We start from the raw sequence: 14510 nt of genomic DNA, 5'->3' as shown, positions 1-14510 counted from the left end.
AATGGGAGAGCGCTCTCCAAACATCGACTACCAGCAGCTCACGGGCCGTCAACGCTGCGTGGAGTAGTGACGAACCCTGATATGCGTGGCGCGGGGAGCGCTCTCCCCAGGTCAGGCCTGCGGGCGGCGCATGATCCAGACCGGCAGCCGGCCGTCGACGGTCAGGTGCTCGACGACGTCGAATCCGGCACGGCGGTACACCTCGACGTTGACGGGATTGGAGGTCTCCAGCAGCGCGGGCAGCCCGTCCTCCGCCGCCCGCCGCAGGGCCGGTGCCATCGCGGCCCGGGCGAGGCGCCGGCCGCGGTGCTCCGGGTGGCAGGCGAGGACCCCGAGGTACCAGCGCCGGTGCGTCGGCATCACGGCGGCGACGGCGTCCTCGTACACTGCGAACCGCCCGGTCGGCACGTGACCCGACGGCGGCGCGTCCGGCCCGTCCCACATCGCGACGGCCGCTCCCCCGTCGGCGACCCAGACGGTGCCGTGGCCGACCCGCGCGTCGAAGAGCCCGCCGGCGAGCGCCGCCGCGTCGCCTTCGAAGGTGGCGTCGTCCGGGTAGAAGAAGCGGAACGCGGGGTCGGCGGCGAACGCGGCGACGACGGTGGCGACCACCGCGTCCCGGTGCGCGGGGGTCGCCACCTCGATGACGGGCTGGGTCAGGGGTGTGGTCACGCCCAGGTCATACCACGCAGCACCGCGTCGAACCCGGATTTTCCGATCGCCGGATCGACGACCGTGATCGTGTACCAGACCTGGTGGTCGTCGGACCACCAGCCCGCCGACCGGTCGCCGGGACGGTCGTAGACGGCCGCCGTCCGGCTGCCGAGCCGCAGCGTGTGGTCGGGTTCCGAGAGGATGACGCCCGGGCTCAGGCGGTAGGCACGCAGCGCCAGGTCCGGACCGCCGGGCCGGGTGAAGCGCCACACCAGCACGCTGTGGAGCCGGACCGCCGGGATCTCGGTCCAGCCGCCGGCCGCCAGGTCGGGCAGGTCCGCGGCGCGGACCAGGACCCGCGGCTCCAGGGGCTCCCGGCCGTCCACGATGCCCCGGCCGCCGACCGCCTGGGGCAGCTCGAACGTCCGCGACGCCGGCTGGCTGTCGTCGCCGCAGCCGGCGTACGAGCCGGCGAGGTGCAGCGTGACCCTGTTGTCCGCCCACTCGACCCGGTCGTCCGCCGGGTCCCGCTCGACGCACTTGCCGGGCAGCGGCGCCGCGTACACGGTGATCCGGGTGCCGGTGCGGTCGATCCGCGCCACGTCCCACGGGACCTGCGGCACCCACGCCCGGCCCGTGGGCGCGGCCGGTCCGCCGGTGGGCACGTCGGGCGCCCCGCCGGTGGGCGCGGCGGCGAACCCCGCCAGCACCGCGAGGGCGGCGGCCACCACGGCCCCCGACCGGGCGATGCGACGTCGGCGGATCCGGCGGCGGATCCCGGCGTGCGGCGCCTGCAGCAGCGCCGGCGGTACCTCGGCGACCGCCCGTTCCAAGAGGTCGGTGACCTGCTCGTCGCTCATCGGCGCACCCCCTCGCTCAGCAGTGCCAGCAGTTGCGGATCGTTGCGCAGCGCCGCCAGGGCCCGGGCCGTGTGCGACTTGACGGTGCCGAGCTTCAGGCCGAGGGCGCGGGCCGTGTCGGTCTCGGTGAAGTCGCCGTGGAAGCGCAGCATCAGCACGGCCCGCTGCTGCCTCGGCAGCCGGGCGAGGGCACCGGCGAGCAGGTGGCGCAGCTCCACCCCCTCGAGCTCACCCCCGCCCGCCGGCAGCTCCGGCAGCCGCTCCGTCGGCAGCTCGCCGCGCCACTTGCGGCGCCACCAGCTCAGGTACGTGCTGGCGAGCATCGCCCGCAGGTACGCGTCCGGCGCGCCGTCGCGGATCCGCGGCCAGCGCCCGTACGCCCGGGCCAGGACGGTCTGCACCAGATCCTCGGCCCGGTGCCAGTCGTGCGTCAGCAGCCAGGCCGAGCGCAGCAGCCGCGGCCAGGCCGCGCTCACGTACGCCTCGAAGTCGTCCAACGGTCCCCTCCCCCGGGGCGGTCCCCTGCGGTCAACGACGCCGTCCCGGCGAAAGGTTGTCCTCCACCTTCTTGAGGTACGCGGCGATGGCGTCGCGGTTGCGCGCCAGGCACGCGATCCGCGCGTCCATCCTGTCGCGCTCGGCCGCCAGCAGCGCGATCAGCTCGTCGCTGGCGTCGGAGACCGTGATCGTGCACGGGTTGTCGGTGCACGGCAGCACCTCCCGGATGACCCGGGTCGGCAGGCCGGCGTCGAGCAGCCCACGGATCTGCTGCACCCGGTCGACGAGGTGTTCGGCGTAGTCGCGGTACCCGTTGTCCTTCCGCTCCGGCGTCAGCAGGCCCTGCTCCTCGTAGTAGCGCAGCAGGCGGGCCGGGATACCCGTCCGGCGGGACAACTCACCTATGCGCATGCTCACTCACCCTCGCGTTCCGCTTGACCTTCACATCAGTGTGAACCTCCGACGATGCGGGCATGCCACTGCTCCTGCTGTCCCTCGCGCAGTTCCTCCTGGCCCTGGACTACTCAATCGTCTACGTGGCGCTGCCCGCGATCGCCGCCGATCTGGACCTGTCGCTGACGGCCGCGCAGTGGGTGGTGAGCGCGTACGCGGTGCCGTTCGCCGGCTTCCTCCTCTTCGGCGGCCGGCTCGCCGACCGGGTCGGGGCGGGCCGCCTCTTCGTCGCGGCGACGGTCCTGTTCGGCGCCGCCTCGGTCGCCGGTGGTCTCGCCGGGAACGGCGAGGTCCTGCTGGCCGCCCGCTTCGCCCAGGGGGTCGCCGCCGCGCTGCTGCAACCGGCGGTCCTCGGCCTGCTCGGCACCCTCTTCGTCGCGCGGGCCCGGGCGCTGTCCGTCTGGGGTGCCGTCGGTGCCTCGGGTCTCGCCGCGGGTGTCGTGCTGGGCGGCGCCCTCACCCGCCTGTCCTGGCGCTGGACCTTCTTCGTCAACGTCCCGGTGACCCTGCTGTGCGCCCTCGGCGGCCTCGCGTGGCTGCTGCGCCCCTCCCCGCGCGGCGGCGCCCGGATCCCGCTGCCGGGCGCGCTGCTCGGCACCGGCGCGGCCCTCGCCGCGGTGCTGGCGCTGACCTTCCCGGGCGCCGCGCTGCTGCTCTCCGCCGTGGTGGCGGTGCTGCTCGGCGCCGGCTTCGCGCTGCACGAGCGCACCTCGCGCACCCCGCTCATCCCGCTGGCGCTGCGCCGGATCCGCAGCCTGCGGGTGGGCGTGGCGGCGACCGCGCTCTACATGGCCAGCGTCGGCGCGGAGTTCTACGTCGTGACCCTGCTCCTGCAGACGTCCCGCGGCTATTCCCCGCTCCGCGCCGGCCTGGCGTTCCTGCCCCTGGCCGCCCTGGTCACGGTGGGCAGCGCCGTGACCGGCCGGGCGGTGCGCCGGTTCGGCTCCCCCGCCGTCCTGTCCGCCGGCTTCGCCCTGGCCGCCGCGGGCCTGGCCTGGCTGGCGGCGTTCGCCGGCGGCTCCTACGCCGCCGGCCTCCTGCCGGGCCTGCTGGTCACCGGTTTCGCCCACGGCATGGTCTACACCGCGATGTTCGTCCTCGGCGCCCGCGACGTCCCGGCGGCGCACCAGTCCTCGGCGGGCGCCGTCCTGACCACGTCCCAGTACCTGGCCGGCGCGGTGACGATCGCCCTGCTCACCCTGGTCCTGACCAGCGGCTCGTTCGCGTGGGCCTTCGGGCTGACCGCCGGGGCTGCCGCGGCGGGAGCCCTGATCGCCGTCGTCGCTGTGCCCGGCTTTCGGCCGCGCGGTATCCGCGCGGTCCGTGCTGAGTGACACTGATGCGGTGATCGACCTCGATGCGCCCGGCCCGGTGCGGGCGGCGCCGGCACGCCGCCCCTGGTGGTTGCCGGGGCTGCTCGTCATGGTGCTGGTCCTGCCCGGCAGCGGTCCGATGACGGCCGACTCCGCGTCGGGGCCGCCGGCCCCGTCGGTGGTGCTGGAGGGCGACGGGATCGGCGACATGCGCGCCGACGGCGACACCCTGGTCCTGCTGATGCGGACCGCCGTGGCGGCGTACCGGATGCCGGGCGGCACCCGCCGCTGGAGCGTCCCGGTCGAGCCCGGCGCGCGGCTGCTGGCCGCCTCGCACGGCCGCGTGGTCCTCGCCGTCGAGGAGCCGGCGACTCGCACGGCCGCCCTCGTCGGCCTCGACGCCGCGACGGGCACCGAGGTCTGGCGGCGCGACGGGTCCGTGCCGTCGCCGCCGTCCGGTGAGGGCCCGCCGGGGCTGCTGCTCGCCCGCGCGGACGATGTGATCGACGGGCGCCTCCTCGGCCTCGACGTCCGCACCGGCGAGGTCCGCTGGCAGCTCGGCACGCCCTCGGTCCGCCGCGTCCTGGCGGCGGCCGGTGGCCGGCGGGAGATCGCCGACCTCGACCCCGACGGCACGCTGCTCATCCGCGACGCCGGCTCGGCCGCGGTCGTGCGCACGGTCGCGCTGCCCGGCCTCGGCGCGGTCGACGGCTTCGACGTCGCCGGCGACCGGCTGCTCGTCTACCACTTCGAGCGCACCACGCTGCTGGACAGCGCCGTGTACGACCTGACGACCGGCCGCCGCCTCTGGCAGCGCACCGCCATGGCGGCCGCCGGCGGCCTGTGGTGGTGTGGGACCCTGCTGTGCACCGGCACCGTCGGCCGGACCACGGTGGTGGACCCCGACACCGGCGACCCGCGGTGGAGCATCACCGGCTGGACCGACCTCGGCCCGTTCGGCGACGGCCTCATGTGGGCGACCGAACCCACCCCCGACACCGCCGACCCGGCGCTCGGCGCCGTCGTGCTCGACGCCACCACCGGCCGGGTCGTGCGCCGCTTCGGCCCGTGGGACGTCGTCGCCGCGCTCCCGGGGCACGCCGCCCTGGTGACCGGCCGCAACCCCGGCGGCTCGCTGGTCGCCCGCCTCGACCTCACCACCGGCGCGGTGACCGTCCTGGGCCGCACCGAGCACTGGCCGGCCCCGCCGAAGTGCCTGGCCACCGCCACCCTGCTGGCCTGCCACCGCGAGCGGGTGTCGGTCTGGCAGCTGTGACGCCGGCTACCGGTCCGCTTCGAGGGGGTACCCGTACTTCTCGGCCGCCGCGCGGACGTGACCCGGTGCGGCCGCCGGGTTGATCGCCCGGATCACCGCATCGGTCAGCGGCAGGAACGCGACGACGTGCCCGACCGCGGCCCTGGGCAGGACGACCTCGTGCACCTCCTCGGCGTACGTGCAGTACTGCTCGGCGATGTCGTCGAAGAGGACGTCCAGCAGCCACGAGCCGTCCGGGTCCACCTCGTCGTCGTCCGCGGGCGAGAAGTCGATGTCCTCCCCCGCGTGCCACCGCTCGTCACCGGCGCGCCGCCACAGGACGAAGGTGGCGTCGAGCGTGCCACCCGGGCCGCTGAAGGCGGGCTCGGCGGCCATGGCCTCGAACTCCTGGGGAAGCCCGTCGAGCAGCCCCGGCCACAGCCCGCCGTCCGTGTACCTGAACATCGACGACTCGTGGTAGACACCCCGGACGAAGGCACCCCCGCCGGCGGTGAAGACGATGTCGTACTCCTCACCGCTCCCGTTACGCATCGCCGCCGCCTCGTCACCGCCCCACGCACGGTCGTAGGTGTAGTGGTCACCCCCGACGATCGCGTCAAGCACCGCCAGCGCCTTGCACCGCCGCCGCACCACCTCAACCGCAGGCAACCGCCCGGCAGCGTCGTACACCGTCACCCCGGCATCGTAAGCCGCCGCCAACCACCGGCCTGACGAGGAAACGGATCCGCCGGCGCTGCTACCGGACACCGGCTGGAGACGCGCGCCGGCTGGGCACGAGGTGAGAACGCCGGACCGCCACGCCGGTGGACCAAGGTGGCGTGGCGGTCCGGGGAGGGGCGGGGCAGGCGGCTGCGGGAGCGACCGCGGTGCTCAGCTGACGGTGCAGGTGGCTCCGTTCACGGTGAAGGCCGTCGGGCGGGGGTTTGTGCCGGTGTACGAGCCGTTGAAGCCGATCGACACGGTGCCGCCAGCGGGGAGGGCGCCGTTCCAGGACTCGTTGCGGGCGGTGACGGCGGCGCCGGTCTGGGACCAGGTCGCCGACCAGCCCTGGGTGACGCGCTGGTTGCCGGGGAACGTGAACGCCAGGGTCCATGCGGACAGCGGGGTGCCGCCGGTGTTGCGGATCGTCACCGCGCCGCCGAAGCCGCCGCCGCCCCACTCGCTCGCCGTGTACGTGACCGCGCAGGTCGCGGTCGGGTCGGTGCCGCCCGGGGTGGTGACCGTCGCGGCCGCCGAGGCGGGGCCCGTCCGGCCGGCGGCGTCGACGGCGACGACCGTGTACCGGGTCGTGGTGCCCGGCGTGAGGCCCGTGAGCTGGTACGACAGGCCGGTGACCGTGGTCAGCAGGGTGCTGTCGCGGTACACCCGGTAGCCGGTCGGGGTGCTGCCGCTGGTCGGCGCGGTCCAGGTCAGCGTCGCCGAGGTCGAGGTGACCGCCGACACGACGGGCGTGCCTGGCTGGCCGGGCGACTCGACGGTGCCTGGCGTGGTCACGGTCACCGCGGCCGAGGCGGAGCCCGTGCGGCCGGCGGCGTCGACCGCGACGACCGTGTACCGGGTCGTGGTGCCCGGCGTGAGGCCCGTGAGCTGGTACGACAGGCCGGTGACCGTGGTCAGCAGGGTGCTGTCGCGGTACACCCGGTAGCCGGTCGGGGTGCTGCCGGAGGCCGGCGCGGTCCAGGTCAGCGTCGCCGACGTCGACGTGACAGCTGACGCGACCGGGGTGCCGGGCTGGCCTGGTGACTCGACGGTGCCGGTGTAGGTCAGGCCGAACCCGAACGGGAACAGCGGTGTCTTGCCGTCGCCGTCGTTGATGGGTTCCTGGGACGCGGTCTGCATCCAGGTGACAGGCAGCTTGCCGCTCGGGTTGTGGTCGCCGAAGAGGACGTCGGCGACGCCGGCGCCCTCGGTGCCGGGCAGCCAGGCGGCGAGCAGGGCGCGCCAGTCGGGCAGCTGCGCGGCGATGTCGAGCGGGCGGCCGGAGACGAGGACGACCACGACCGGGACGCCCGACGCCTTGAGCGTGTTGAGCGCCTGCAGGTCGGTCGCGTCCAGGCCGAGGGAGCCGGGCCGGTCGCCCTGGCCCTCCGCGTAGGGGGTCTCGCCGATGACCGCGATCGCCGCCGTGTAGGAGCCGTCGATGCCGGCGCCGGTCGCGTTGTACTGCACCGTCGAGCCGGGCGCGGCGGCGCGGATGCCCTGCAGGATCGTGGTGCCGGTGGTGGTCTGGCCGCTCGCGCCCTGCCAGCTGATCGTCCAGCCGCCGCTCTGGTTGCCGATGTTGTCGGCGCTCTTGCCGGCGACGAAGTAGCGCCCGCCGTTCTTCGCGAGGGGCAGCACGTTGCCGGTGTTCTTCAGCAGCACCTGCGACTCGCGGACGGCCTGGCGGGCCACGGCGCGGTGGGCGGCGCTGCCGACGGTCGGGGTGAACGTGCGGTCGGCGAGGGGCTTCTCGAACAGCCCGTACTCGAACTTCTTCGTCAGGATCCGCCGGTTGGCGTCGTCGATGCGGGCGGTCGTCACCCGGCCGGCCTGCACCTCGGCGCGCAGCGTGGTGATGAACGACTTCCACTCGGTGGGCACCATGACCATGTCGATGCCGGCGTTGACCGCGCGGCGGACCTCGGAGGCGGTGAACCCGGTGCCGCCCTCGATCTGGTCGATGCCGTTCCAGTCGGACACGACGAAGCCCTTGAAGCCCAGCTCGCCCTTGAGGACGGTGGTGATGAGGTAGTCGTTGCCGTGCAGCTTCTGGCCGTTCCAGGAGGAGTACGACACCATCACCGACGCGACGTTGCGCCGCACGGCCTCGGTGAACGGCGGCAGGTGCACGGCGCGCAGCTCCGCCTCGGACAGCTGGGTGTCGCCCTGGTCGACGCCGCCGGTCGTGCCGCCGTCGCCGACGTAGTGCTTGGCCGTGGCCAGCACGCCCTTGCCCTGGTAGCCGTCGATGATCGTGGCCATCTGCACGGGCAGCTCGGGCTTCTCCCCGAACGACTCGTAGGTGCGGCCCCACCGGTCGTTGCGGGCCACGCACAGGCACGGCGAGAAGGTCCAGTCGACGCCGCTGCCCTGCACCTCCTCGGCGGTGGCCGCGCCGACCTGCTGCACCAGCGCCGGGTCGCGGGTCGCGCCGAGGCCGATGTTGTGCGGGAAGATCGTGGCGCCGGCGAGGTTGTTGTGCCCGTGCACCGCGTCGGAGCCGTAGATCAGCGGGATGCGCAGCGGGGTCGCCAGGGCGCCGTTCTGGAACCGGTCGACCATGTCGGCCCAGCCGGTCGCCGTGTTCGGCGAGGGCGCCGAGCCGCCGCCGGAGAGGATCGAGCCGATCTTGTACTGGGTGACCTCGGCCGGCGTGATCGACGCGCGCTCGGCCTGGGTCATCTGCCCGATCTTCTCGTCGAGCGTCATGCGTGACAGCAGGTCCTCGACCCGGGTGGCGACCGGCAGCGACGGGTCCTCGTACGGCACGGCGGCCAGCGCCGGCCGGGCGACGGTCAACGTCGCGGCGACGAGAGCGCAGGTGGCGGCGAAGGTGATGGCGGAGCGGCGCATCCGGGTGTTCCTCCTCGGCGGCAGGGGGCTCCGACGCTAAGCCGCGGCTGCCCCCGTACGCCGGTCGCCGCCCCCGCAAGAGCACGAAATCCCTGCTCACCGCGCCGCCGGGAATGAAAGCTACAAAGCCGCACCGGCCGACGGATTGCCGTCGGCCGGTGCGGTGGTGGGGTGTGTCGAACCAGCAAAGCGTCAGAAGCCGAGCTTGCCCGCGCCCGCCTTCGCGGACACCAGGGCCGGGACCGCCGTCGCGGGGTCCGGGGCCGCGGCCCGCAGGGTCGGCACCCAGGTGCCGGCCGTCAGGTCGGGGTCGTGGCCGGCGTTGTACTCGTCGACGAGGCTGACGGCCGAGACCGGGCCCGTGCCGATCCGGGTGGCGGTGCCGACCTCGGTGATGGTGCCGGGGGCGGTGCCGCGCCAGTCGTACACGACGGACGACAGCGGGATGTCGGCGCTGCGGAGCAGGAAGTTGTTCTCCGCGTACAGCGAGGCGTAGACGCCGACGCCCCACGAGTAGCTGTAGCTGTCCTCGTCGGTGGCGTAGAAGTAGTTGGAGTAGACGTCGACCTGGCCGAAGCGGACCCGCGGCACGCGCTGGCCGACGTTGGCGAAGCGGTTGTGGTGGATGGTGACGCGGAGCTTGCCGACGTCGGCGCCGACGGTGTTCGAGGAGCCGATGAGCATCGTCTTGTCGTGGTCGAAGAAGTTGTTCCACGAGATGGTGACGAGGTCGGAGGCGCGGATCACGTCGAGGGCGCCGTCGTGGACCTGGTACGGGCGGCCGAAGTACAGCGGCTGCGTCTCGTCGGTGTTGTTGCCGTCGCTGAAGTTGTTGTGGTCGGCCCAGACGTGGGTGGAGCCGGTGACGGTCACCGTGTCGTAGAGGGAGTTCCAGTTGCCCAGGGCGCCGTCGGTCGGGTCCCACGAGGGGAAGCAGTCGTGAGCGTCCTCGAGGCGCAGGTTGCGCAGGATGACGTTGTCGACCTTCTCGACGAGCAGGTTGGCGCCGGTGATCTTCGAGCCGCCGAGGCCGACGATCGTGGTGTTGCCGCCGACCTTGATGTTGACCCGTGCGCCCTGGTTCTTCGCCGACCGCGCCCGGGCGTCCTCGAGCGGGCCGGTGGGCTTCGTGGCGCGGCCCCAGACGGCCGGGTCGTACGCGGCGAGGAACGCGTCCAGGCTGTACGCCGGGTCGGCGTAGTCGGCGCACGTGTGGCCGGCGTTGGCGTCGATCCCGCCGGACACGAAGACGATCTTCGGGGTGTCGCCGGCGACGGCCGCGGCCAGCTCGTCGCGGGTGCGGACGGTGAAGACGTGGTCGGCGTCGGCCAGCGCGCCGCCGGTGGTGCCGGTGGTGTCCGAGGCCCAGCCGTCACCGGCGGGCAGGGCCTGACGGGCTAACGCGAGTGCGGCGGAGGGCGTGCCGGCGCCTGCGAAGGCGATCGGGGCGCTGACGGCCGCGCCCGCGAGCAGTGCCGCGCCGGCGACGGCGGCGACGACGACGGTGGTCTTGCGCATGCAGACTCCAAAAGAGGCGAGGAAAGCGCATTCCTAGCGCCAACGTGCCACCCGGTACAGAGCGGAGTCAATGCTCTGCGTTTGCAGGATTGTTGCAGTCAGGACGGCTGGATGACCCAGTCCGGATGCTTCCGGGCGAACGCGTCCAAGGAATCCGAACAGGCCGCGGCGAACAGGTCGAGCGTCACGGGGTCCAGCTGCTCGAACGCCGTGCCGTTGCGGGTCGCGGCGTTGAACTGCCCGCCGTTGGTCCGCAGCATCGTCACCGCGTCGGGGCGCAGCCCGCGCAGCTGAAACATCCAGTCGGTGACGGACCGCCCGTTGCCGTCGAAGGTCAGCGACTCGCCGACCGCGGTCAGCGTCCGGTCGAGCGCGAGGGGGTTGCCCAGCACGCCGGCCGAGGTGACCCGGCGCCCGAGCGCGGTGAGCAGCTGCTGCTGGTGGCGCTGGCGGCCGTAGTCGCCGTCCGGCAGCAGCTCCCGCTGCCGCACGTAGTCGAGGGCCTCCCAGCCGGCGAAGTGGCGGCAGCCCACCTCGTACACCTGCGGCCTGACCCCGGGGATCCGCTCGGGGCGGAACGTCGGGGGGATCAGGCGGAACGGCGCGGTCTGCCGGCCCTGCGCGTCCCACCCGATGTGCACGGACACGGTCCGCACGTCGACGCACAGGTCGACGCCGCCGACCGCGTCCACGACCCGGCGCAGCCCGGCGAAGTCGATGATCGCGCCGGCGTCGAAGGCGAGGCCGGTGAGCTGCCGCACGGTCGTGGCGAGCAGCGCGAACCCGCCGGCCCGCCCGCCGCCGCCCTGCGACCCGGCCGCGAACGCGGCGTTGAGCTTGTCGGTGCCGTGCCCGGGGATCTCGACCCGGGTGTCCCGCGGCAGCGACACCAGCCAGGCCCGGTCGCCGCCCGCCGACACGTGCAGCACGATGATCGAGTCGGCGCGGGCGCCGGCCTGGTCCTCGCCGGGCCGCGCGTCGATCCCGACCAGCAGGATGTTGCGCCCCGGCTGCGCCGACGCCGGCGGCGGACTCCACCGGGGCGCCGACTCGATGGTGATCTGCCGAGGGGGAGGGCGGTCCCGCGCCGCCTCGCCGAGCAGGTCCACCTGGTCGACGGCGCCCTCGTAGTGCCGCCACGCCACGGTGCCCCCGCCGACCAGCGAGACCAGCGTGACGGCGGTGACGATCATCCCGCGCCACACACTGGAAGCATCGGCGGGCAGGGCGCGGATGTTAGGAGTCGCGGTACCCGTACCGGCGCCGCAACGGCACGGTGAAGGCCCCGGTCAACCGGCGGTGCCGCGGCGCCATCCCCCTCGTCCACTCGTCGTCGAGCCGCAGGTGGACCGCCCCGGAGCGGAACCGGACGGGGTTGCCGGAGACCTGGTGGGTGGGGCGCACGAACACCTCGCCGCGGTCGCCGACCGGCACCGCCGCGGCGGGGACGCCGCTGAGCCGGGTGACGGCCCGCAGCGTCGCGTCCGGCGCGGCGACCAGGTCCTCGTACCGGAATCGCAGGTACGGCAGGCCCGCCCGGCGGGTGATCCGCTCCGTCGCGAGGTTCCACGCCGACCAGTACAGCGCCGTGGACGCCGGGTGCATGCGGGGCATCAGCTCGCCGTTCGGCGCGTCCGGGTCCTTCTTGTGCCGCTGCCACGAGTACGCGACGGCTCGCGGGTCGCGGACGATGTGCGCCACCCGCACGTCCAGGCCGGGCGCCTGCAGCAGCGCCGTCAGGTAGGACGGGAACTTCGAGGAGTCGACGACGACGTCGGCGCCGCTGACCTTCGCCACGGCCCGGTACAGGTCGGCGAGGGCCCGGTAGTACCAGCGCAGCTCGTCCGCGCCGGGCGGCCGGGTCGGGCGCAGCACGAGCCCCGGCAGGTGCCGGGTCCGGAAGCGGCGGGACGCCTCGTCGAGCTCGCGCAGCTCGTCGTCGTCCGGGATGCGGCCGAACGCCTCGTGCAGGACCTCCACCCAGAACTCGCACGAGCGCAGCGGCGTGCCGCAGCTGCACCGCCGGTTCTGCAGCAGGCCGCGCTCCCAGAGGAACTTGATCTCACCGACGCCGACGAGGCCGGGCACCTGGTCCAGCATTCCCTCCGCGAGGGTGCTGCCGCTGCGGCCCCACCCGGCGAGGTACAGCACGCGGGTGGTCGGCGGCTCGTCGGTATGCACCTTCGTCCAACGTTGCGCCGCCATCGCGGGTTACGACCTGGTTGGACCGTTTTGCCGGGGCGTTTGACCCGCCATGGATCGTGGGTACCACGGCGTGATGCGACGCGGGTTGGTCATCGCCGCCGTGGTCCTCACCGTGGTCCTCGGCTGGGGTGCGTTCGCCTCGACCCAGCCGCCGGGCCGGCACGAGTTCCGCGCGACGGCGGTCGAGGCCGCCCAGTCGGCGCACGACGCCCTCGAGTCCGCGTATGCCGCCGGCACCGAGCTGCGGCAAGGCCGGGTGACGACGCTCTACGTGACCGTCCTGCTCGACGGCGGCACCAGGCGCACCGCCACCCGGATCGACAAGCTCGCCCACCTGCCGCCGCCGGACGACGACATGCGCGCGCTGCGCGACGAGCTCGCCCCGATGCTCACCGAGAGCATGCGGCGCCTCGGCGACACCGCCGCCGAACCCACCGAGGTCGGGGCGCTGCCGGCGCTCACCGAACGCCTGTCGGTGTTCCTGGAGCAGTACGGGTGAGGCGGTCCTTCCCTCATCACCCCGGCAGCGGCTCTCCTGGATCCTGGAACCCGCCGCCCGTGCCGTGCCGGGGCGCAACAGCAGGCGGGTAGCCTGGTCCGACGCGCGCTTCGAACCGAGATCCCGGGGTAGTGATCGCCGGTCGGGGCGAGATCGTCTTTGACTGGAGAGGTTCCGATGTCCGACCTTGCTCAAATCGGCGTGACCGGTCTCGCGGTGATGGGACGTAACCTGGCCCGCAACCTGGCCCGCAACGGTTACACCGTCGCCGTGCACAACCGCTCCTACGAGCGGACCCGCCGCCTCGTGGACGAGTTCGGGCACGAAGGCACGTTCGTGCCGAGCGAGTCGATGGCCGACTTCGTCGCGTCCCTCGCGCGCCCGCGGGCCGTCATCATCATGGTGAAGGCCGGCGGCCCCACCGACGCCGTCATCGACGAGCTGATCCCGCTCCTGGAGCCCGGCGACATGATCGTCGACGCGGGCAACGCCCACTTCGCCGACACCCGCCGCCGCGAGCAGGCGCTGCGCTCCGCCGGTCTGCATTTCGTCGGTACCGGCGTCTCCGGCGGCGAGGAGGGCGCGCTGCTCGGCCCCTCGATCATGCCCGGCGGCTCACCCGAGTCGTACCAGACCCTCGGCCCCATGTTCGAGAAGATCGCCGCGGTCGTCGACGGCACCCCGTGCTGCGTGCACGTCGGCCCCGACGGCGCCGGCCACTTCGTGAAGATGGTCCACAACGGCATCGAGTACGCCGACATGCAGCTCATCGCGGAGGCCTACGACCTGCTCCGCGCCGGCATCGGCGCCACCCCGGCCGAGATCGCCGACATCTTCCGCACCTGGAACACCGGCGACCTCGAGTCCTTCCTCATCGAGATCACCGCGGACGTCCTCGGCCACGTCGACGCCGAGACCGGCCAGGCCTTCGTGGACATCGTCCTGGACCAGGCCGAGCAGAAGGGCACCGGCCGCTGGACCGTGCAGAGCGCCCTCGACCTGGGCGTGCCGATCACCGGCATCGCCGAGGCCACCTTCGCCCGCTCCCTGTCCGGCCACGCCGACCAGCGCGCCGCGGCCCGTGCGGCCTTCCCCTCGACCTCGGGCGGGCTCCAGGTCGAGGACCGGGACCAGTTCATCGAGGACGTGCGCCTGGCCCTCTACGCCTCGAAGATCGTCGCGTACGCGCAGGGCTTCGACCACATCGAGGCCGGCTCCGCCGAGTTCGGCTGGGACATCGACCGCGGCGCCGTCTCCACCATCTGGCGCGGCGGCTGCATCATCCGCGCCCGCTTCCTCAACCGCATCCGCGAGGCCTACGACGAGAACCCGTCGCTGAAGAGCCTCATGGTCGCCCCGTACTTCGCCGACGCCGTGAACTCCGGCGTCCCCTCCTGGCGCCGCGTCGTGGTCGCCGCCGCCCAGGCCGGCATCCCCACCCCCGCGTTCTCATCCTCGCTGGCCTACTTCGACGGCCTGCGCGCCGAGCGCCTGCCCGCCGCCCTGATCCAGGGCCTCCGCGACAACTTCGGCGCCCACACCTACCGCCGCACCGACCGCGACGGCTCCTTCCACACCCAGTGGGCCGGCGACAAGAAGGAACACACCGCCTGACCCACCCTCGACCTGGCGGCCGCCACGCTGCGCCTCCGGCTCGGCGTGGCGGCCCTCGGCGGCAG

13 protein-coding genes are annotated in these 14510 nt (G+C 73.7%); 4 read left to right on the top strand and 9 right to left on the bottom strand.

From position 1 onward, the window contains the following. Window positions 1-111: 111 nt before the first annotated feature. From ABZ321_RS12700 to ABZ321_RS12685, 4 genes are read right to left on the bottom strand one after another with little or no spacing between them, the layout of a single operon-like run. Window positions 112-672, bottom strand: coding sequence for a GNAT family N-acetyltransferase (locus tag ABZ321_RS12700; protein ID WP_344504702.1), 561 nt, complete (start codon window positions 670-672; stop codon window positions 112-114). Further along, window positions 669-1514: a hypothetical protein gene (locus tag ABZ321_RS12695; protein ID WP_354890984.1), complete on the bottom strand. Its 846-nt coding sequence runs from the start codon at window positions 1512-1514 to the stop codon at window positions 669-671. The genes ABZ321_RS12700 and ABZ321_RS12695 overlap by 4 nt, the downstream gene beginning before the upstream one ends. Next, on the bottom strand, window positions 1511-2011 hold the full coding sequence (locus ABZ321_RS12690; protein WP_344504700.1) for a SigE family RNA polymerase sigma factor: 501 nt from the start codon (window positions 2009-2011) through the stop codon (window positions 1511-1513). The genes ABZ321_RS12695 and ABZ321_RS12690 overlap by 4 nt, the downstream gene beginning before the upstream one ends. Window positions 2012-2042: 31 nt before the next feature. Further along, on the bottom strand, window positions 2043-2423 hold the full coding sequence (locus ABZ321_RS12685; RefSeq protein ID WP_354890983.1) for a MerR family transcriptional regulator: 381 nt from the start codon (window positions 2421-2423) through the stop codon (window positions 2043-2045). A 62-nt stretch (window positions 2424-2485) separates the two neighbouring features. On the opposite strand from ABZ321_RS12685, the gene ABZ321_RS12680 reads away from it, so the two are divergent. Further along, on the top strand, window positions 2486-3799 hold the full coding sequence (locus tag ABZ321_RS12680; protein ID WP_354890982.1) for an MFS transporter: 1314 nt from the start codon (window positions 2486-2488) through the stop codon (window positions 3797-3799). Between the two features lie 10 nt (window positions 3800-3809). Continuing rightward, complete coding sequence (locus ABZ321_RS12675) at window positions 3810-5054, top strand: PQQ-binding-like beta-propeller repeat protein (protein WP_354890981.1); 1245 nt, start codon at window positions 3810-3812, stop codon at window positions 5052-5054. Between the two features lie 6 nt (window positions 5055-5060). Here ABZ321_RS12675 and ABZ321_RS12670 read toward each other — a convergent pair whose 3' ends face one another. The 5 genes from ABZ321_RS12670 to ABZ321_RS12650 form a co-directional block, all read right to left on the bottom strand. Next, window positions 5061-5729, bottom strand: a complete 669-nt coding sequence (locus tag ABZ321_RS12670) for a hypothetical protein (RefSeq protein ID WP_344504696.1) — start codon at window positions 5727-5729, stop codon at window positions 5061-5063. Between the two features lie 195 nt (window positions 5730-5924). Then, window positions 5925-8609 (bottom strand): glycoside hydrolase family 3 N-terminal domain-containing protein, encoded by a 2685-nt coding sequence (locus tag ABZ321_RS12665; RefSeq protein WP_354890980.1) that lies wholly within the window; start codon window positions 8607-8609, stop codon window positions 5925-5927. A 192-nt stretch (window positions 8610-8801) separates the two neighbouring features. Then, a complete protein-coding gene (locus ABZ321_RS12660) occupies window positions 8802-10127 on the bottom strand; it encodes a pectate lyase (RefSeq protein WP_354890979.1) in 1326 nt (441 codons plus the stop codon). 98 nt (window positions 10128-10225) lie between these two features. Beyond that, window positions 10226-11332, bottom strand: a complete 1107-nt coding sequence (locus ABZ321_RS12655) for an LCP family protein (RefSeq protein WP_354890978.1) — start codon at window positions 11330-11332, stop codon at window positions 10226-10228. A gap of 31 nt (window positions 11333-11363) precedes the next feature. Continuing rightward, complete coding sequence (locus ABZ321_RS12650) at window positions 11364-12308, bottom strand: sulfotransferase (protein WP_354890977.1); 945 nt, start codon at window positions 12306-12308, stop codon at window positions 11364-11366. Between the two features lie 97 nt (window positions 12309-12405). On the opposite strand from ABZ321_RS12650, the gene ABZ321_RS12645 reads away from it, so the two are divergent. Next, the gene (locus tag ABZ321_RS12645) at window positions 12406-12831 is read left to right on the top strand and encodes a hypothetical protein (RefSeq protein WP_344504691.1); all 426 of its coding nucleotides are present in this window, start codon (window positions 12406-12408) and stop codon (window positions 12829-12831) included. Between the two features lie 177 nt (window positions 12832-13008). After that, on the top strand, window positions 13009-14445 hold the full coding sequence (gndA, locus tag ABZ321_RS12640) for an NADP-dependent phosphogluconate dehydrogenase (RefSeq protein WP_344504690.1): 1437 nt from the start codon (window positions 13009-13011) through the stop codon (window positions 14443-14445). Window positions 14446-14510: the final 65 nt, after the last annotated feature.

The organism is Dactylosporangium sp. NPDC006015, assembly GCF_040614215.1.
Lineage (GTDB): Bacteria > Actinomycetota > Actinomycetes > Mycobacteriales > Micromonosporaceae > Dactylosporangium > Dactylosporangium maewongense.
The sequence above is the reverse complement of the archived record's forward strand: the minus strand, read 5'-3'. Positions and strand labels throughout refer to the sequence as shown.